18 protein-coding genes are annotated in these 18,479 nt (G+C 61.7%); 9 read left to right on the plus strand and 9 right to left on the minus strand.

Annotated elements, in window-relative coordinates:
- Nucleotides 1–36: 36 nt before the first annotated feature.
- The gene (locus tag DK842_RS14165) at nucleotides 37–447 is read right to left on the minus strand and encodes a hypothetical protein (protein ID WP_114062016.1); all 411 of its coding nucleotides are present in this window, start codon (nucleotides 445–447) and stop codon (nucleotides 37–39) included.
- A gap of 94 nt (nucleotides 448–541) precedes the next feature.
- Between DK842_RS14165 and DK842_RS14170 the strand changes: the two genes are divergently transcribed.
- The 5 genes from DK842_RS14170 to DK842_RS14190 all read left to right on the plus strand — a co-directional run bounded on the left by DK842_RS14170 (nucleotide 542) and on the right by DK842_RS14190 (nucleotide 3,850).
- Nucleotides 542–1,390, plus strand: a complete 849-nt coding sequence (locus DK842_RS14170) for a segregation and condensation protein A (protein WP_114062017.1) — start codon at nucleotides 542–544, stop codon at nucleotides 1,388–1,390.
- The gene (locus tag DK842_RS14175; RefSeq protein WP_114062018.1) at nucleotides 1,387–2,196 is read left to right on the plus strand and encodes a carbon-nitrogen hydrolase family protein; all 810 of its coding nucleotides are present in this window, start codon (nucleotides 1,387–1,389) and stop codon (nucleotides 2,194–2,196) included. The genes DK842_RS14170 and DK842_RS14175 overlap by 4 nt, the downstream gene beginning before the upstream one ends.
- A 67-nt stretch (nucleotides 2,197–2,263) precedes the next feature.
- A complete protein-coding gene (locus DK842_RS14180) occupies nucleotides 2,264–2,731 on the plus strand; it encodes an OsmC family protein (protein ID WP_114062019.1) in 468 nt (155 codons plus the stop codon).
- Nucleotides 2,732–2,746: 15 nt separating this feature from the next.
- Nucleotides 2,747–3,214 (plus strand): thioredoxin family protein, encoded by a 468-nt coding sequence (locus DK842_RS14185; RefSeq protein WP_114062020.1) that lies wholly within the window; start codon nucleotides 2,747–2,749, stop codon nucleotides 3,212–3,214.
- 342 nt (nucleotides 3,215–3,556) lie between these two features.
- Nucleotides 3,557–3,850: a MazG nucleotide pyrophosphohydrolase domain-containing protein gene (locus DK842_RS14190; protein ID WP_232538488.1), complete on the plus strand. Its 294-nt coding sequence runs from the start codon at nucleotides 3,557–3,559 to the stop codon at nucleotides 3,848–3,850.
- A gap of 59 nt (nucleotides 3,851–3,909) precedes the next feature.
- On the opposite strand, the gene DK842_RS14195 is transcribed toward DK842_RS14190, so the two are convergent.
- The 5 genes from DK842_RS14195 to DK842_RS14215 all read right to left on the minus strand — a co-directional run bounded on the left by DK842_RS14195 (nucleotide 3,910) and on the right by DK842_RS14215 (nucleotide 9,709).
- Nucleotides 3,910–4,734: an undecaprenyl-diphosphate phosphatase gene (locus tag DK842_RS14195; protein WP_114062022.1), complete on the minus strand. Its 825-nt coding sequence runs from the start codon at nucleotides 4,732–4,734 to the stop codon at nucleotides 3,910–3,912.
- Nucleotides 4,735–4,850: 116 nt separating this feature from the next.
- On the minus strand, nucleotides 4,851–6,479 hold the full coding sequence (locus tag DK842_RS14200) for a methyl-accepting chemotaxis protein (protein ID WP_114062023.1): 1,629 nt from the start codon (nucleotides 6,477–6,479) through the stop codon (nucleotides 4,851–4,853).
- A 135-nt stretch (nucleotides 6,480–6,614) separates the two neighbouring features.
- A complete protein-coding gene (gene sbcB / locus DK842_RS14205; protein ID WP_114063747.1) occupies nucleotides 6,615–8,033 on the minus strand; it encodes an exodeoxyribonuclease I in 1,419 nt (472 codons plus the stop codon).
- A 63-nt stretch (nucleotides 8,034–8,096) separates the two neighbouring features.
- On the minus strand, nucleotides 8,097–8,885 hold the full coding sequence (locus tag DK842_RS14210) for an enoyl-CoA hydratase-related protein (protein WP_114062024.1): 789 nt from the start codon (nucleotides 8,883–8,885) through the stop codon (nucleotides 8,097–8,099).
- A 35-nt stretch (nucleotides 8,886–8,920) separates the two neighbouring features.
- Nucleotides 8,921–9,709 carry an alpha/beta fold hydrolase gene (locus DK842_RS14215; RefSeq protein WP_114062025.1) on the minus strand — a complete coding sequence of 263 codons (789 nt, stop codon included), beginning with the start codon at nucleotides 9,707–9,709 and terminating at the stop codon, nucleotides 8,921–8,923.
- A gap of 626 nt (nucleotides 9,710–10,335) precedes the next feature.
- Here DK842_RS14215 and DK842_RS14220 point away from each other — a divergent pair.
- The 3 genes from DK842_RS14220 (at nucleotide 10,336) to DK842_RS23050 (ending at nucleotide 14,409) form a co-directional block, all read left to right on the plus strand.
- Nucleotides 10,336–11,514 (plus strand): ABC transporter ATP-binding protein, encoded by a 1,179-nt coding sequence (locus tag DK842_RS14220; RefSeq protein WP_114062026.1) that lies wholly within the window; start codon nucleotides 10,336–10,338, stop codon nucleotides 11,512–11,514.
- A 55-nt stretch (nucleotides 11,515–11,569) separates the two neighbouring features.
- Complete coding sequence (locus DK842_RS14225) at nucleotides 11,570–12,859, plus strand: NAD(P)/FAD-dependent oxidoreductase (RefSeq protein ID WP_114062027.1); 1,290 nt, start codon at nucleotides 11,570–11,572, stop codon at nucleotides 12,857–12,859.
- An 854-nt stretch (nucleotides 12,860–13,713) separates the two neighbouring features.
- Nucleotides 13,714–14,409: a hypothetical protein gene (locus DK842_RS23050; protein WP_145964041.1), complete on the plus strand. Its 696-nt coding sequence runs from the start codon at nucleotides 13,714–13,716 to the stop codon at nucleotides 14,407–14,409.
- A 126-nt stretch (nucleotides 14,410–14,535) separates the two neighbouring features.
- Here the strand turns inward: DK842_RS23050 and DK842_RS14235 are convergent.
- Nucleotides 14,536–15,338, minus strand: a protein-coding gene (locus DK842_RS14235; RefSeq protein WP_114062029.1) for an IS5 family transposase whose coding sequence is annotated in 2 segments (ribosomal slippage) — nucleotides 14,536–15,011 and nucleotides 15,011–15,338 — 804 coding nt in all. Because the reading frame shifts where the segments join, the coding sequence is not laid out codon by codon here.
- Nucleotides 15,339–15,462: 124 nt separating this feature from the next.
- On the opposite strand from DK842_RS14235, the gene DK842_RS14240 reads away from it, so the two are divergent.
- Nucleotides 15,463–16,428 carry an IS5 family transposase gene (locus tag DK842_RS14240; protein ID WP_114062030.1) on the plus strand — a complete coding sequence of 322 codons (966 nt, stop codon included), beginning with the start codon at nucleotides 15,463–15,465 and terminating at the stop codon, nucleotides 16,426–16,428.
- A gap of 204 nt (nucleotides 16,429–16,632) precedes the next feature.
- On the opposite strand, the gene DK842_RS14245 is transcribed toward DK842_RS14240, so the two are convergent.
- A complete protein-coding gene (locus tag DK842_RS14245) occupies nucleotides 16,633–17,505 on the minus strand; it encodes a trypsin-like serine protease (RefSeq protein ID WP_168194887.1) in 873 nt (290 codons plus the stop codon).
- 154 nt (nucleotides 17,506–17,659) lie between these two features.
- Nucleotides 17,660–18,478, minus strand: a complete 819-nt coding sequence (locus DK842_RS14250; protein WP_168194888.1) for an MBL fold metallo-hydrolase — start codon at nucleotides 18,476–18,478, stop codon at nucleotides 17,660–17,662.
- Nucleotide 18,479: the final 1 nt, after the last annotated feature.

Here is an 18,479-nt window from a genome sequence, read left to right on the forward strand (position 1 = left end):
GGACGGGCCGACTGCGGAAGAGCGGCATGGCTGTGGTCAGGACCAGGCCGCCAGCGGGCGGGATGGATAGCAGGCCTGGCGGCTGCCGTCGCGGGCGTGGCAGTGGATGCTGAGCACGCGGCCGCTGGCCAAGTCGCCTTGCACCGCGAAGGTGACCCGCTGGGTCTTCCAGCCGTTGCGGGTGGTGCCCGACAGGCGGAAACGGTATTGACCCGAGCCGGTGCCGTCCTCCTGGGCGATCAGGCGGGTGGTTTCCGGATAGCCCAGCTCTTTCTCGATGATGCGGCGGCTCACTTCCTCGATCTCGCGCTTGCGCCAGAAATGGTCAGAGCTGGCGGATAGCCGGCGCGGCTCGGAGACGTGCGTCGCGCCGTCGCCATCCGGTCCGCAGGCGGAAAGGGGCAGGCACAACAAGCCGAGAATGACGGGCAAGGGATTCAGCGACACGCTGGGCGGCTTTCACAGGCGTAAAGCCAATTTGTGCGTCGCAGCGGGCAAAAGTTCAACCGGAGCGAGGCGGCTTGCTGGTATCCTTGTCGCCATGAGCGCCGTTCCCGAGAATCCCACCGCCTCCCCCGCAGCCGATTTCCAGCTGACCTCTCCCGAGCTGCCCCCCAGCGTGCCCATCGCGCACGTGTTCGGCCAGCCGGTGCTGGAGGTGCCGCAAGACCTGTTCATTCCGCCCGACGCGTTGCAGGTGATCCTGGAAAGCTTCGAGGGCCCGCTCGACTTGCTGCTTTATCTGATCCGCCGGCAGAATCTGGACGTGCTGAACATCCCCATGGCCGAAATCACCGCCCAGTACATGTCCTATATCGACGCGATGAAGCACGGACGCCTGGAGCTGGCGGCCGAGTATCTGCTGATGGCGGCGCTGCTGATCGAGATCAAGTCCCGGCTGTTGCTGCCGCGGCCGCAGCTGGACGAGGACGGCGAGCCGGACGATCCGCGCGCCGAGCTGGTGCGCCGGCTGTTGGAGTACGAGCAGATGAAGTTGGCGGCGCTGGCGTTGGACAAGATCCCGCAGGCCGACCGCGATTTCGCCTGGCTGGCGGTGCTGATCGAGCAATCGGCCGAGCAGCGGCTGCCGGACATCGGCGCCGCCGATCTGCGCCAGGCCTGGCTGGCCATCCTGTCCCGCGCCAAGCATCGCCGCCACCACAAGGTGGAAAAGGACGAGCTGTCGGTGCGCGAGCAGATGAGCTGGATTCTGCGCTACCTGGACGGCAAGGAGTATGTGCCGTTCGAGGAGCTGTTCGACGTCGACAAGGGCGTCGCCCACCTGGTGGTCAATTTCATCGCCGTGCTGGAGCTGGTGAAGGAGGGCATGGTCAAGGTCAGCCAGGACGCGCCCTACCAGCCCATCTATGTGCGGATCGCGCTGGTATGAGCATGATCCGTCTGGCCTTGGCGCAGCAGCCTGCTCCTGGCGATCCGTCCCGCCGGCTGCCGCTGCTGCGGCAGTGGTGTCATGAAGCGGCCGCGGATGGCGCGCATCTGCTATTGCTGCCCGAGATGTGGTCCACCGGCTACGCGCCGGAAAGGATGAACGCCGTCCATGCCTGGGACGACGATGAGCCGGTTCTGGCCGTGGTTGCCCGTTTGTCCGGCGAATTTGGGCTGGCCATAGGCTTCACTTACCTGGCCCGCCGCGATGGCGCGCTGCGCAACCGGCTGCGCCTGTACGGCGCTGACGGCTCCGTGGCGCTGCAATACGACAAGGTCCACATCTGCGACTTCACCGAAGGCACGGAAACCGCCTTGCAAGGCGGCGACAGCTTCGTTTGCGCCGACATCGCGCTTGGCGGCGAGACGGTGCGCGTCGGCGCGATGATCTGCTTCGACCGCGAGTTTCCCGAAGCCGGCCGCGCGCTGATGCGGCAGGGGGCCGAACTGGTGCTGGTCCCGAATGCCTGCCTGATGCGCGAGGATGCCGAACTGGGCGATGTCCGCCTGCAGCAGCTGCGCGGGCGGGCGCTGGAAAACCGCTTCGCCGTCGCGCTGTGCAATTATCCGGCTCCGCAGTACGACGGCGCCAGTTGCCTGATCGATGCCCAAGGCCGTTTGTTGGCCGTCGCCGATGAGAAAGTCCAACTGTTGCCGGCAGGCCTGGATCTGGCCGCATTACGGCGCTGGCGGGCCGAGCAGGACGAGGTGTGGGGCGAAACCGCCTTGAGGCCATCCAGCTACCGCTGAGCGTGAAATGTCCTTGTCATTGCCGTGCTATGATCGGCTTTGACCAATCGGACAAGGAGCGGACGCGATGGCGCAGCATCAGGCGGAAGTGATCTGGCGGCGCGGCGAGCAGGATTTTCTCGACCGCCGTTACAGCCGCAAGCATCTATTGAAATTTGACGGCGGGGCGGAAGTGGCAGGCTCCTCGGCGCCGCAGGTTGTGCCGCCACCGTACTCCGATCCGGCCGCGGTGGATCCGGAAGAAGCGTTCATCGCCTCCTTGTCCAGCTGCCATATGCTGTGGTTTCTCGATATCGCCGCGCGCGCTGGTTTCCGCGTCGACGAATACCACGATGTGGCTGTCGGCGAGATGGGGCGGAACGAAGCCGGCAAGGCCTGGGTGTCCCGGGTGACGCTGCAGCCCAGAACGTTCTTTTCCGGCGACAAGCTGCCGACGCAGGAGGATCTGGAGCGCCTGCACTATGCCGCTCATGCCGAATGCTTCATCGCCTATTCCGTTAAAACCGAAGTATTGTGCCAGCCCAGCCTGGCTTGATTTCGGAGAATCCCCATGAAGAAACTGCTGATCCTGTTGTCGCTGCTGCTGGCGAGCGCCGCCGCGCTGGCGGGCGATCTGCAATATGACGAGCAGGCCGATGCCAAGGCCGCATTGAGCCGGACGTTGGACGCGGCCAAGCAGAACCACCAGCCGGTGCTGCTGATTCTGGGGGCGAATTGGTGCCCGGATTGCCGCGCGCTGGATGAGGCGCTGAAGAAAGGCAAGAGCGCCGAGTTGCTGGCGCGCGAGTTCAAGGTGGTGAAGGTGGATGTAGGCAATTTCGACCATAACCTCGACATCGACGCCGAGTACGGCCACCCGATAGGCAAGGGCATTCCGGCCGCGGTGGTGCTGTCGCCGGACAACCAGGTGATCTACGCCACCCGCGCCGGCGAACTGGCCGACGCGCGGCGGATGAGCGAGACCGGCGTCTACGAATTTTTCGAACGGGTGAGCCGACTAGATCGGGTAGGTCAGTAGGCCTTGCTGACCGAAAGGGGCGACTTAGAACCTGTTCAAAGTCTGCTGCGCTTCGTGAAGCGTCGCACGGTGAGTACAAGCTCAAAATGCTCATGTACCACTTGTACATTCCGCTTTTTCGCTCGTTTTCGCCTTGTCTCGCTCTTGCTCGCGAGACTTTGAACAGGTTCTTAGAGCCGCAAAACCCCTGATCCTGCGTTACGCCTCCTTGTCGTACGACTGGTACTGCCTGCGTCGGCGTGCCTTGGCTCAGGCCCTCTGCGAGGTTTTGTTAGCGGCTATTAGTCGGAGTCAACCATATTGAATCGAGGTGGCGGTATGCCAGTTTTACCGGAAAACGCCGTGCTGGGCGATTACCAGCGTTATGTGTTTGAACTGGAAGAGGAACGCGGTTTCAGCCAACAGAATGCCCGAGATAAATGCCTGTTGCTGGGCGAGGAGATCGGTGAGTTGTTCAAGGCCGTGCGCAAGGTGGAAGGCATGGGGATCGATCCCAATGCGAAGATGGGGGAGCTGGAGGGCGAGCTGGCCGACGTTTTCATTTACTTATGCGCGATAGCCAACCGTTTTGACGTCGACTTAGGCATGGCATTTCGACGGAAAGAAGCAATCAATCGCACTCGCCGCTGGGTATAGCTTTTGCTAGCTGAGGCAGGACAAGGCCATAGGCGTGCCCTGCCTTTAGTCTCTCAGTCTCAGGCGCTCCAATTCACCAGGCCGCTCCACCATGTGCCAAGCACCACCAAGCCGAAGGCGATGCGGTACCAGGCGAACACGGCGAAGCTGTGCGTCGAGATGAAGCGCAGCAGCGCGCGGATGGCGAGGAAGGCGAACACGAAGGACGCGGCGAAGCCGACGGCGAACACGCCGATGTCGTCGGCGCTCAGCGCGTCGCGGTGCTTGATGAGGCTGTACAGCGAGGCGGCGCCCAGGGTGGGGATGCCGAGGAAGAACGAGAATTCAGTGGCGGCCTTGCGCGACAGGCCCAGGAACAGGCCGCCGATGATGGTGGCGCCGGAGCGGCTGGTGCCGGGAATCAGCGCCAGGCACTGGCACAGGCCCACTTTCAGCGCGTCCTTCAGGCTCAGGTCGTCGACGGTCTCCACCGCGACTTTATGCTCGCGCTTTTCCGCCCACAGGATGATCAGGCCGCCGACGATGAAGGCGATGGCCACGCATACCGGGTTGAACAGCACGGCCTTGATCTGTTTGGAAAACAGCAGGCCGGCGATGGCGGCCGGAATGAAGGCGATGACGATGCCGAGCAGCAGGTTGCGCTCGCTGCCCGGACGGACGGCGCCGGCCATTGTCGAGCCTATCTTGCGGCGGTATTCCCACACCACGGCCAGCATCGCGCCCAGCTGGATGAATATCTCGTAGACATCGCGTTTTTCCTTGTCGAGAAAGCCCAGCAGGTCGCCGGTGAGAATCAGGTGGCCGGTGGAGGAGATGGGGAGGAACTCGGTGATGCCCTCGACCAGGCCCATGATCAAGGATTGGAACAGCAAGATGGGGTCCATTGCGCGCTCGCGTTTGGTGAAATGATCGCGGCGATTATACGGTCAAAATGCGATTCGGGTGGGACTGGCTGGAATATCTGTCGGATGGGGCGAAAGCGCCCCATCCGTGCGCGCGGTCATAGCCTGAAGCGGGTGGCCACGCTTTGCAGGTTGGCCGACAGAGTGCTCAACTGGCTGGAGGTGGTGGCCAGCTCCTGCACGGTGGCGTTGTTTTCCTCGGCCATCTTCGACACCTTCTCCATGTCCTGAGCCAGGCTCAGACTGGTGCTGCGTTGCTCGGTCAGCGCGCCGGTGATGCCGTGTATCGTGCGCATGATGCTGTCGGCGCTGCTTTCTATCTCCCGCATCGAGTTGGAAGCCTGTTCGGCGGTGCCGGACACGCCCTCCACGCAGTTGAGGCTCTGGCCCATGCTGTGCACTACCTGGCCGACGCCTTGCTGAATGGAGGCTATCATGGTGGTGATCTCCTGGGCGGAGCTGGTGGTGCGCTCGGCCAGCTTGCGCACTTCGTCAGCCACTACGGCGAAGCCGCGGCCCATTTCCCCCGCCCGCGCGGCTTCTATCGCCGCGTTCAGCGCCAGCAGATTGGTCTGGTCGGCCACGTCGCGGATCACGGTGACGATGTTGCCTATCTGCTGCACTTCCTTGGTCAGGCTGTTCATCTGCTTGGAGGTTTCGTCCACCGATGTGGTGACGAAGCGTATCTTGCCCACCGACTCCAGCACCTCATGGCCGCCGCGGTTGGCCAGTTGGCCGGCTGCCTGCGCCTGCTCCGACGCTTCGCTGGAGTTGTCCGCCACCTGGTTGATGCTGACCGTCAGCTGTTCGATGGAAGCCGCCGCGGAGGTGGTGGCTTCAGCCTGGGTCTGGGCGCCGTTGGCCACTTGTTGGGCCATGCCGGACAAGGCGCGGGCGGAATCGGATACCTGATGCGCGTTGTCCTGGATGCTTTGCACCATCAGACGCAGGCCTTCTCGCATTTCCTGGATGTCGCGCGCGATCAGCATCGCCTCGTCCCGGGCTGCGGGAATGGGTTCGTTGAGGCCGGACAGGTCCCCCTCCTTGATCTGGTGGACGAGATCGGCGGAGCGGCGAAGCGGAGTGGTGATCAGGTTGGAGATGGCCAGCGCGACGCCCATCGCCACGAGCAGCGAAACCAGCGCGGTGCCCAGCAGGATGGCGACCGCTTGCCGGCTGGAGTCGTAGGTGATGGCGAGCGAGTTGCGCAGCCGGCCCTGCTGACGGTCGCGCAGCGCTTCGAGGGAAGCGATGTAGCCGTCGTTGGCGGGGCCGAACTTGTCATCCAGGAACGCGCGTGCTGCCTCAATCTGACGCCCTCGGATCAGCGCATACAAGGGGTCGAACAGCGGACGCTGGACTTCCTGCGCGGCGCGGATCTTGGCGAACAGGGCGCGGCCCTCGGGTTGGCGCAGATAGGGTTCCATATTGTCCATGTCTGCGCGCATCTTGGCTCGCAGCGCCTCGACTTTCTGGATGTGCTGCTCGATGGCTTGCGGCGTGCCGGCCAAAATGCCTTCACCCATTTCCCTGCCCATGGACATCAAATTCAGCGCCATGCGGTTGGACAGTTCGATCTTGGGATAACGGTCATCCTTGATCTGGCTGACGTTGTCCTGAATGATCTGCAGCTTGGTATAGGCGATGCCGACCACGATGCATAGCAGCAGAATCAGCAGAGAGAAGCCTCCCAGCAGCTTCTGTCGGACGGTTAATTGATGCAGCATGCGCGCCTCCGGGCAGGTATGTGGATTTTCATACCCATAGTTCTAGTCCAGGAGCTAGTAAAAATTCATACGCGTAAACGCGTAGCGCGTGATGGCGAGGCCAAGAAAAGGCCGGCGAGCGGCCGGCCGGGGGGCTTAATCCAGGCTGGCCTGAAGGCTGGCCGCGTAGTCGGCCACCTGCTGCAGCAGGGTTTGCTGTTCCGGGCTCAGCTCGCCCGCTCTCAGTTCATTCAGCTCTTGCTGGAAGGTTGGCCAGGACCGCTCCATGCGGCTGCGGCACAGCTGCTTCCAGCGCTGCCGCTCGCCGTCGGACAGCGTGTCCGGGAAGTTGCGGGCGCGGTAGCGGAACAGTAATTCCGCCAGTTGCGGGTCCTCGAACAGCGCCATCTCGCCGGCCAGTTGCGGGGCGGAGAGCCGGCGCATCTTCTGCAGCGCCTTGCGGTCGTTATTGGAGACGAAGCCGCCGTACAGGTTTTGGTCTACGTCCTGGGGCTCGCCGGGCTCGCGTTGATAGACGCGGCTCCACAATGCCGATAGATCGGGCAGCGAGCGGGCGGTCTCGGCGTGGCGATGGATGGCGGCGAGGTCCATGCCCCAGCGCTCGGCATTGTCATCGCCCAATGCCTTCAGATTGGCCACCACGAACGGCGACTTGTTGATGTGCACCGTCTTGATCGGCAGCCGCGACGCGCCCTCTGGCAGGTCTTCTGCGCGGCTGAACATGCGCTGGCGGATGTCGTCTGCGGTGAGTCCGCGCAGTTCGGCCGGGTCGTGGGCCAGATCCCAGACGATCACTTCGTTGGCGTTGGTCGGATGGGCGGCCAGCGGCCATATCACAGCCAGGTTGCCGCGCTCCGCGCCATACATGCCGGAGACGTGCAGCGCGGGTTTGGGATCGAGCGGCGACAGCTGCACCTTGACCGCGTCTTTCTTGCGCAGCGTCAGGTAGTAGTCGAACAGTTTCGGCTGTTTCTCGCGGATCAGCCGCGCCAGCGCGATGGTGGCGCGCACATCGGACAGCGCGTCGTGCGCCGATTCGTGCGCCAGGCCGTTGGCGGCGGACAGGTGTTCCAGTTTGAAGCTGGTCCGGCCATCCTCGTGCTTGGGCCAGACGATGTTTTCGGGACGCAGCGCGTAGGTGGCGCGCACCAGATCCAGCAGGTCCCAACGGCCGCATTGGTTTTGCCATTCGCGGGCATAGGGGTCGATCAGGTTGCGCCAGAACAGGAAGCGGGTGACTTCGTCGTCGAAGCGGATGGAGTTGTAGCCGACGCCTATGGTGCCGGGCGCGGCCAGTTCGCGTTCGATCACGCCGGCGAACTCGTGCTCGGCCACGCCTTGCTGGCGGCACTGCTGGGGGGTGATGCCAGTCAGCAGGCAGGCTTGCAGCGTGGGCAGGTAATCGGGGGACGGCTTGCAGTAGAGCATGACCGGTTCGCCGATTTCGTTCAGATCGGCATCGGTGCGGATGCCGGCGAACTGCGATGGACGGTCCTGGCGCGGCACCGCGCCGAAGGTTTCGTAGTCGTGCCAGAAGAATGTGTGCTTTGACATGGGCGGGCGGCTATGGGCAAATGCGGCCATTGTCGCACCGCCGCCGCCCGCGAGGCCAGCCTCTTAGTCCATCCAGCCGGGCTTGCGCATCTCTATCAGCGCGCGCATGCCTTCGCGGCCTTCGTCGCTCAGCCGCACCGCGAGGCTGTGTTCGATGCAGCGCTGCATCACTTGCGGCGTGATTTCCTGTTTGCCGATTTCGCCGATCAAGTGCTTGGTGGCGCGCATCGCTGCCGGGCTGTTCAGCAGAATCTGGCCCACCATGTGCTCGACCGAGGCGTCCAGTTCGTCGTTTTCCACCACTTGATGGATCAGGCCCAGCCGCTTGGCCTTGCCGGCGTTGAAGCGTTCTGCGGTGATGCTGTAGCGGCGGGTGGGCCGCTCGCCGATCGCGCGGATCAAGTAGGGCGCGGTGAGGGCGGGAATCTGGCCGAATTTGACGTCGGCCAGACTGTACAACGCCTCGGACACGCTGATGGCGATGTCGCAACAGGCGACCATGGCCACGCCCAGGCCGAAAGCCGAACCTTGCACCTTGGCCAGCGTAGGTTTAGGCAAGGTGTCCAGCGTGTGCAGCAAGCGCGCGATCTGCTGCGCGTAGCGGTTCAGCTCGTTGGCGGGGAACTGCGCCAGCCGGCGCAACCATTCAGGGTCGTGCCCGGCGGAGAAGCTGATGCCGGTGCCGGTCATCACCACCAGGAGCACCGTGTTGTCTTCGGCCAGCGTTTCCAGCGTGGCGGCCAGCATGCTGATGGTTTCGTCGTCCAGCGCGTTGTGCAGTCCGGGGCGGTTCAGCGTCACGGTGGCGATGCCCCGTTTATCCACTGCCAGCGTTACGGAGTCGGTGCTCATCATGTTTTCCCCTGTCTAGAAATAATGTGGCCGCCTCAGTCCTGGCGGAAGCGGACGATGGCGCGGGCAAAGGCTTCCACCGCCTCGATGTGCAGCACATGGGCCGCGCCGGGAAGGATTTCCAGTTCGGAACCGGGTATCAGCTCCTGCAAGAGGCGAGCCTGGTACAGCGGCGTCAGCCGGTCTTCGTCTCCGACCAGTATATGCGCCGGGAGTTGCAATTGCGGCAGCCAGGTGCGGGCGTCGTGCTGGCGGACGCCGTTGATCAGCCGGATCACCGCGTCCCAGTCCACCATGCCCGCCAGCAGCTTGAGATCGTCCAGCATCGCGGCGTTGCCGGCCAGGAACCGGCTGGAGAACAGCCAGGGAATGCTGACCTGGTAGCGCAGATCGAGTCCACCCTGGCTGTTGGCGGCGATCCAGCTGTCGCCGATATGATGGTTGACGGTGTCGGCCCAGGCCAGCGTGCCGGCCAGCAACAGGCGGCTCAGCCGGCCGGGATGGCGGTGGGCCAGATGCTGCGCCACCATGCCGCCGTAAGAGAGGCCGACCGCGTAGGCCTGCGGCAGTTGCAGCCAGTCTAGCAGCGCGGCCGCCAGATCGGCTTGCTCGGCCAGGGTGTAGAGCTCTCCGGGAGGGTGGTCGCTTTGGCCCTGGCCCAGGAAGTCCAGCCGCAGCACCCGGAAATAGGGTTCCAGATGGGGGGTCATCAGTGTCCAGCCGACGGTGGACATGGTGATGCCGTTCAGCAGCAGCAGCGGCAGGGTGCCGCGGCCGCTTTCCTCGTAGTAGATCTGGTGTCCGGCTAGCTGGGCGTACGGCATGGCGGGCGCTCCTGTCCTAGGCTGTCGTGCTACTCATTCTAGAACCGGCGACGGCAGGCTGAACAGTTGGCGGCGCAAATCGGATCTTTAGTGTCTTTGCCATTTTCAGGGCGTAGAGTGCCCGGCTTGAGCGGAATTCAGGCTGTCGGTTGATTATGCGAACTTGCGTCGGGCCATATCGTGCTGCGCTTGCGGCAGTTGGGCATGCTGAGGTTGGGTCTGGATTTTCTCTCCAAGTGTTTGATGTCTTAAACGTTGGCTTGCCGCAGCGCGGCATTTTTCTGGCTGAGGCGCGCAAACCACAGACGATCGTTCTAGCGCGATCAATCTTGCGATCCCCGCTTGTCAAATTTCTTAAACATGGCATAGGCTGTGTCCACGACTGGCGCATCAGACGCCGGCAGCCGCCCGCACCGCGGCGGGGGAGTGTGAGGATAGTCTTGCCGCAGGCCCGCGTCCCTCCTGTTTCATCGCTCCATCTTTCCCGGCAATGCCGGCAGCGCTTTGCCATGCTGAAAGCGCGCCGGAGGCGCCAAGACGGCGGACGGGCCTGTCCGCCGCATGTCTCAATCGTCCACAACAGCAAGCGGCGCCGGCAGGGCGCCGCAGTCGGAGGGAGTGGGAACATGTCGGAAGCCATCGCGGCCAGCAAGCAAGCAGCCAGCCCCATCGCCAACGCTGCCCCGGCGGGCGCCGTCGCCGCAGGGAGCGAACCGCCGTATCTGAGGATCAGCGGCGTGGTGAAGAAGTTCGGCGACCACCTGGCGGTGGACCATATCGACCTCGACATCCGCCGCAACGAGATCTTCGCCTTGTTGGGCAGTTCGGGCTGCGGCAAGTCCACGCTGCTGCGCATGCTGGCGGGAATGGAAACGCCCACCTCCGGCCGCATCATCCTGGACGGCCAGGACATGCAGGGCCTGCAGCCGTACGAGCGGCCGGTCAATATGATGTTTCAGAATTACGCGTTGTTCCCGCACATGACGGTGGAGCAGAACGTCGCCTTCGGCCTGAAGCAGGATGGCGTGGCCCGGGACGAGATCGCCGAGCGGGTGGCGAAGATGCTGGACCTGGTGCAGATGCGCAAATACGCCGGCCGCAAGCCCCACCAGCTGTCCGGCGGCCAGCAGCAGCGGGTGGCGCTGGCGCGCAGCCTGGTGAAGCGGCCCAAACTGCTGCTGCTGGACGAGCCGCTGGGCGCGCTGGACAAGAAACTCCGGCAACAGACCCAGCTGGAGCTGGTCAACACCATCGAGGCGGTGGGCGTGACCTGCATCATGGTCACCCACGACCAAGAAGAGGCGATGACCATGTCCAGCCGCATCGGCATCATGAGCGAGGGCAAGCTGCTGCAGGTGGGCACGCCGACCGAGATCTACGAATACCCGAGCTGTCGCTTCACCGCCGAATTCATCGGCGAGACCAATATGTTCGAAGGCGCGGTGGTGGTGGACGAGCCGGACCGGGTGGAGATCCATTCCCAGGAACTGGGCGGCGTCATCCACATCGACCACGGCATCACCGGTCCCAAGGGCATGCGCGTATGGGCCAGCGTGCGGCCGGAGGACGTGCGGCTGGACAAGCAGCCGCTGCAGCCCGGCGCCAATCGCGCCGCCGGCACGGTGCGGGATATCGCCTATCTGGGCAGCTACTCCGTCTATCACGTGAAACTGGCCGGCGGCAAGATCGTCAAAGCCGTGGTGCCATCGTCGCGCTGGTGCGACGCCAACGAGACCGCGCCCACCTGGGACGAGACGGTCTACCTCAGCTGGCGTGCCGACTCGCCGGTGGTGCTGACCCAGTGATATCCGCGTCCCCGGCTTGCCGGGGGCTTCCCTTTTGATCCGCCTTGAGGACTTTATGCTGCGTTTCGCCCATCAGCCGCATCCGCCATCCTATTACGCCGCCACCGCCCACGCCTGGGACCCGCAGCCCCCGCTGCGCGGCGAGGCCAGCTGCGACGTGTGCGTGGTGGGCGGCGGGCTGGCGGGGCTGTCGGCGGCGCTGAACCTGCGGGAGAAGGGCTTCTCCGTCCTCCTGCTGGAGGGCTCGCACATCGGCTTCGGCGCTTCCGGCCGCAATGGCGGCCAGGTGATCGCGGGCTATGCCGGCGATGTCGACAGCATCCGCTCCCAGGTGGGTGAAGACGCGGCCAAGGCGCTGTGGGACATGTCGGTGGAGGCGGTGGAAATCATAGACGAGCGCGTCCGCCGCCATGACATCCAGTGCGACTGGCAGCGCGGCTATGTCAGCGCGGCGGTGAAGCCGCGCCATCTACGGGAATTGGAAGACTGGCAGCGCGAGGCCGAGCAACGCTATGGCTACGGCGGGATGCAGCTGTGGGACCGAGATGCGCTGCGCGGCAAGTTGGCCAGCGGGCGTTACCAAGGCGGCTTGTTCGACCCGCGCTCCGGCCATTTGCATCCGCTCAACTACACGCTGGGCCTGGCCCGCGCGGCGCTGGCCGCCGGCGTGGCGATCCACGAGCAGACGCCGGCGCTGCGCATCGAGCAGGGCGACACGCCCTCGGTCTTCACCGAGCACGGCGTCGTGCGTTGCCGCCATCTGGTGCTGGCCTGCAATGCCTACATCGGCGCGCTGGCGCCGCAACTGGAGCGGCGCATCATGCCGGCCGGCACCTATGTGATCGCCACCGAGCCGCTGGGCGAGCAGAGGGCGCGCGCGCTGATCGCCGACAATATGGCGGTGTGCGACACCAATTTCGTGCTGGACTACTACCGGTTGTCCGCCGATCACCGCTTGCTGTTCGGCGGCAAGGTCAGCTACTCCGGCCACGAGCCGCGCGATCTGGCCGGCTCCATGCGCGCTGACATGCTGCGAGTGTTCCCGCAATTGGCCGATGTCGGCATCGACTACGCCTGGGGCGGCTTCTGCGACATCACCGTCAACCGCGCGCCGGACTTCGGCCGCCTGTCGGGCAATGTTTATTACCTGCAAGGCTTCTCCGGCCACGGCGTCAACATCACCGGCCTGGCCGGCAAGGTGGTGGCCGAGGCGATCGCCGGCACCTCGTCGCGGCTGGACCTGTTTTCCAAGATCCGCCATCGCGACTTCCCCGGCGGAAAACTACTGCGCACCCCGGCGCTGGTGTTGGGGATGGCGTACTACCGGATAAGGGATTATTTGTAGATAGCGCTGGCGTAGGTGCTATGTCTGTAGCCCGGGCATGTGATAGCGTGCTCGGGCTATTTATTTTACTGATCGTTTACTGGAAAATAATTTAGGGCTTATTTGCTGTATCATATTGATTTTATAGATATAAGGCTTTTCTCAGCTTGTGTGGTCCTGCTTTCTCGGTAAACGTTGGGCTTCATTTCATTCAGCCCAACTTACGGCCCTACCATCGTTCACGAGGCAACACACCAAAACGGTTTCTTCAACGGGATTCCACAAAATACTCAGTACACTGAGTATCTTGCGTTTAGGAATGAATCCTTGTTCCAGAATGGTGTTTGACCCTCGTTGCAGGAGCGTATGAATATATGGAACGATGTGCAGTCTCTCTACCCAGAATTGCCTCAGGGTAAGTATCCATTTGGAGGCCGATGATGAACCAGATGCTTGCCGACCAACTGTCAAGCGCCGACGCGTTGAAGCATACTCGGGAAGGTGGGGAGCTTTTTTGCCCGGTTTGCCGTGCCAAGCTAAGGACGATTCCTGAAAATTGGAAGCCCGGAGCAGTCCTACGCGGCATCGAATGCCCCGTTAGTCAAAAGCACTTCTTCATTCTTGGCGAAGACGCGGGGGCGATGAAGGAGATGAGGGCGCGGATACGTGAACGGCCCTGATGTATATCTTGCAACCAAGAGTGCAGTAATCTATACGAATAGTGCTAGAGATATATCAGACTTGGCATTCGGTGTTCATTTCTATAATTTAGTTGGGAAGCCAGTTTATTCTTCAGAAACTATTATTCCTCCTGGTGTTAAATTTACAGTAACAGGGATTGAAAGTAGTGGTCGCTTGATTTTGGAGTAAGAATAATGTTAGCAAGAAATAAATTGAAATATATACAGTTGCCTTTTGAAATTACTTCTATTTTTAGCGAGTTAAATTTTATAAAGGGATATGAGTGTTCTGATGATAACTCGTTGATTGTTTGGTTTTTTGATGAAGAGGTAGGGAGGCAAAAGGAAGTAGAATTTTCATTGACAGAGCGCCGCATTTTGTCAAGGGAAGATCGCATACAGCATTTTCCTGTTTCGCAGGAATTATTGCTGCCTGATCTAGGTGTGAGGGTTGCTAAAGATTGCCGCTTGGAGTTAGGTACGGACGTGCGGTATGAAACATATGAGGTGTTTTCTATTTTGAGTGGTGAGAGAGTTTTAATGTGCGAGCAAGTTTACTACTCACTTTTCATGTTTGATGTGGCAGATATTGTTCGTACTGAACTTCAGAAGCAATCATTTCCATTGATTTATCAAAGCTGGTCAGAGAAAGAGAAAATAGATTATTGGGTTTTGTCGCTGTACCGTCTTCGACATAGAACCGGTGAGGCTGGCGCTTCAGAGGATGATGTATTTGGTCTTGGCTTGATCCATGATATGAGGTCTTTGGAGCAAGGGGTTGATAATCTTCTTCCTTTTATTATTCAAGGGCTTTCCGTGATGGAGTCGCGCGACATTAATGAATTAATTCAGTCGTTTAACTCTCGTACAGGAATGTCAATTAAAATTTGATTTATGAAGTTGAGATTTTTGAATTTAATTGATTTGCGAAAAGTATATGTATGAGTGTTTAAATGGCGCATTGCCTTTGATGGCGATGCGCCGTTTTATTTTGGGTCAAGAATCCATTAAGACCCGCTAACAAAACCTGTCGACAAATCGCAGACATATCAATGAGAAAGCCAGCTTGAGCAAGGCATAATACGTATCCAGCCGCCGTTCGAAGCGGATGCGCAACTTGCCGAAGCCAGCTAGCCAAGAATGGGTGCGTTCCACCACCCAACGGTGGCGGCCCAATCTCTCGCTGCTTTCCACCCCGCGCCGAGCAATTCGCACCAAGATTCCGCGTCGGCTCAGGTGTGCACGACAACGGCGGTAGTCATAGCCTTTGTCAGCATGCAGCTTGTAAGGCTTTTGTCTGGGCCGTCCTGGCAAGCCAGGAACGGCAGGAATCGCATCGACCAAAGTTTCGAAGACCATGGAGTCGTGCCGATTGGCGCCGGTAATGCTCAGCGCCAATGGCAAACCTCGGCGATCTACGATGATGTGCCGTTTGCTGCCGCATTTACCTCGATCGGTGGGGTTGGGGCCGGTCTCTTGGCCCCCCGGGGGCTGGCAACGCTAGCCCCATCAATGCTGGCCCGGCTCCAATCAATTTGATCGTGTTGGCGCAGTTGTATCAGCAGAGCCAGGTGTAGGCGGTCCCAAATGCCTTGCGCTTGCCAATCCCGCAGCCTTCGCCAGCAGGTCATCCCGCTGCCAAAACCGAGTTCCTGCGGGAGGTCCTCCCAAGGAATGCCGGTAGTGAGAACAAACAAGATGCCGTTGAGGGCAGCAAAATCATCCAGCCGCGGCCTCCCACCCTGGCGGGAACGCGGCGGCGGAGAGAGTAGCGGCTGCAATGACTTCCAGAGCTTCTGGCTGATGACTTTTCGTTGCATCTTCGCCAGGTGAGGGCATACGCATCTGGCATCAAGAGGTTTTGTTAGCGGCTCTAAGGATGGTCTGAACAAGTCCCATTCCACCCTGTAAAATTGTTTCAACCAACCACTTCCGAGCTCAGCCATGCGCAAGCAGATGTCCTTCTCCGATCTGGAGCAGACCGCCAAGAAGAAGCAGACCCGCCGTGAAATCTTCCTGGCCGAGATGGACCAAGTCATGCCATGGGCTCAGCTCGAAGCCGTGATCGAGCCCGTGTATCCCAAAGCCGGTAATGGTCGCCGACCCTATCCGCTCGCTTCCATGCTGCGCATTTATTGCCTGCAACAGTGGTACAGCTTGTCCGACCCGGCCATGGAAGAAGCCTTATATGAGATCGCCTCGATGCGTCGCTTTGCCAGCATCGACCTCGACCGGGTGCCGGATGAAACCACCATGCTCAACTTCCGCCACCTGCTCGAAGAGCACCAATTGACCCAGGCACTGTTCGACGCGATCAATCAGCACCTGACCGACAAAGGGCTGCTGTTCAAACAAGGCACCATCGTGGATGCCACGCTGATTCATGCGCCCAGTTCGACCAAGAACGCTTCGGGCGAGCGTGATCCCGAGATGCATCAGACCAAGAAGGGCAGCCAGTGGTATTTCGGCATGAAGGCCCACATCGGCGTCGATGCCCATTCCGGCCTAGTTCATCACGTCGAGGGTACGGCAGCTAACGTGGCAGATATCACCATGGTCGACCGGCTGCTACACGGTACCGAGGCTCATGTCTTTGGCGATGCCGGCTATACCGGTATCGAGAAACGGGACGAGCACAGAGGGCGTGTGACGCGTTGGTGGATTGCCATGAAGCCGGGAAAACGCAAGGCGCTCACCAACTCGAAGGACGATAAGCTGGCTGAGTTGGGAGAGATCGTCAAAGCCAAGATCCGGGCCAAGGTCGAGCATCCGTTCCGGGTGAACAAGCGCCAGTTCGGTCACACCAAGACGCGTTACAAGGGGCTGGCCAAGAACACGGCGCAACTCATCATGCTGTTTGGCCTCGCCAACATCTGGATGAAGCGGAAGATATTGGCCACGGTGGCCTGATACGCCCCCAGTGGCGCAGTCCGATGCCGCGCATTGGATTGGTCGGAACAAAAGCGGCGGAATTGAGCTGTTAAAGAACGGAAGCTCGAATGTCAGCACGACTGGTCGAGCGAAAGTGACTTATTCAGGCCATCCTTAACAAGAGTCGTGGTTGGGCCGAGCCAGCGAAGCCCAACGTTTACCGCGAGGTATCGGAATCAATGGTCAGAACAAATACCCGCCGGCATACAGAGCCGTCGCCGCGTTGTTGATGATGGGCGCGTCCGGCGGCAGCCGGTCGGGCAGGAAGTTGGCGCCCAGCGTCGCGCCCATCAGGTAGACCCGGCTGCCGTTGACGTGGAATGCCGGGCCGCCGGAGTCGCCGGTGGCGGTGCTGCTGTTGTTGGATGCCTCGACGATCAGCGCGTCGGTGAAGTAGAGGTTGGGATGGCTTTGGCGCAGCACCTGGGCCTGGCGGGACGCGATGGCGGCGTTGCGGACCTGGAAAGGGTGGGACAGGTTGAGCTGCCCGCCTTGGGCGTTCAGCACATCGCCGAAGCCGGTGACGAACACGCCCTTGCCGGTCGGGTCCTGGCGGTAGAAGGCCTGGTCGCTGTTGCCGTAGGCCACGCGGTGCAGCGGGCTGGCGGCGATGTAGTCGCGTATCGGCAGCTTGGCCTTGAAAGAGATGAACATCAGGTCGTAGTCCCAGCGGCCGTGGCCGTTGCGGAATTCGATGTCGCTGTTGTCCGGAGCCAGAATCTGCTCCTTCGCCGGCAACGGTTGCCGGAGGTTGTCCGGCGCGGCGGCGGGGAAGTCGTAGCCGACTTTCAGGCCGTCCAGAAAGCCGGTGATCAGATTGGCGACCTGGTCTTCGTTCCAAGCCGTCGGCGTGGCGATGTTGGCGCGCACGCACAGATTGTGCTTGGCGGTGACGATGCCCTGGATCTGGTTGGCGTCGATGACCAGCACGCCGGAGCCGGTGAAGCGCTCATTGCTCAGCCTGACCGAACTGAACTGGATCTGCTCCCTGGCCGCTGGCGACAGTTGGGCAAAGGCGTTCAACGCGTCTCGCTTGGCGGTGTCGTTGAATTGCATTTTCCGCTCCTTCAGTCTGGGGCCGGCGGGGCGCGCGACGCTCATTCGCAGGGACGAGGAGGGGGCCGGTTTGTGAAGGGCGGCCGGCGCTGGGCCGCGCGGAGCCATGCCATGTCTGGCTTAAGGGGCGGCACAGCGCTGAAGCCGGGGAGCTTTAGTCGAAGACCAGCCGATTGCCGACGGCGATGTTGGTTTGCCTGGGCAGGAAGTGGCGGGCGTAGCCGCTGCAATGGCAGGCGAAGAGCTGGGTGCCGGCCTGGGACTGGAAATAGCGGCGGACATTCAGCAGCCGCAGCGGGCCGGCGCTGCGCAGGTGGAAGCCGCCTATCACCGCCCGCACGCGGCTGTCGCCGCAGACTTCCATCGCGTAATCGACGGTATGGCGGATGCCGGAGTGGGCGCAGCCGCTGAAGATGATCAGGCCTTTTTCCGTGCGGCAGACCAGAGCGGAGTCGTCTTCCACCCGGTCCGGCGCGCTGCGGCGGGTTTGCGGCCACAGCCGGCCCATGGCGCGCCGGCCTTCGCGGTAAGTCTGGCGAGGAATGCGGCCGAGAAACACGAAGTCGTCGGCGAAAGGGTAAGGCTCGCGGTGCAGCTGAAGATCGAAACGAGTCTCCATATCGGCCGGAATGGCCGGAATGCCGAGCCGCCGCAGCTGCCATGGACCCAGCATGGCGGCGCGCGGCAGCAAGGCGTGCGGATGCGCGATCAGCTGCGGCCGCTTGTCCGCCGGCAGGATGGGGGACAGCGCGGCGAGGCCGCCGCTGTGGTCGTAATGGCCATGGGACAGCACCAGATGGCTGAGCGTGGACAGATCGACATCCATCTTGGCGGCGTTATCCAGCAGCAGGCCGCTGCGTCCGGTGTCGAACAGCACGCGGTGGCCGTTGTGCTCGATCCACAGCGACAGGCCGGCCTCTGCTTGCAAGGCCGGCCGGTGGCTATGGTTTTCCACCAATACGCTGATTCTCATC

The organism is Chromobacterium phragmitis, from assembly GCF_003325475.1.
Classification (GTDB): domain Bacteria; phylum Pseudomonadota; class Gammaproteobacteria; order Burkholderiales; family Chromobacteriaceae; genus Chromobacterium; species Chromobacterium phragmitis.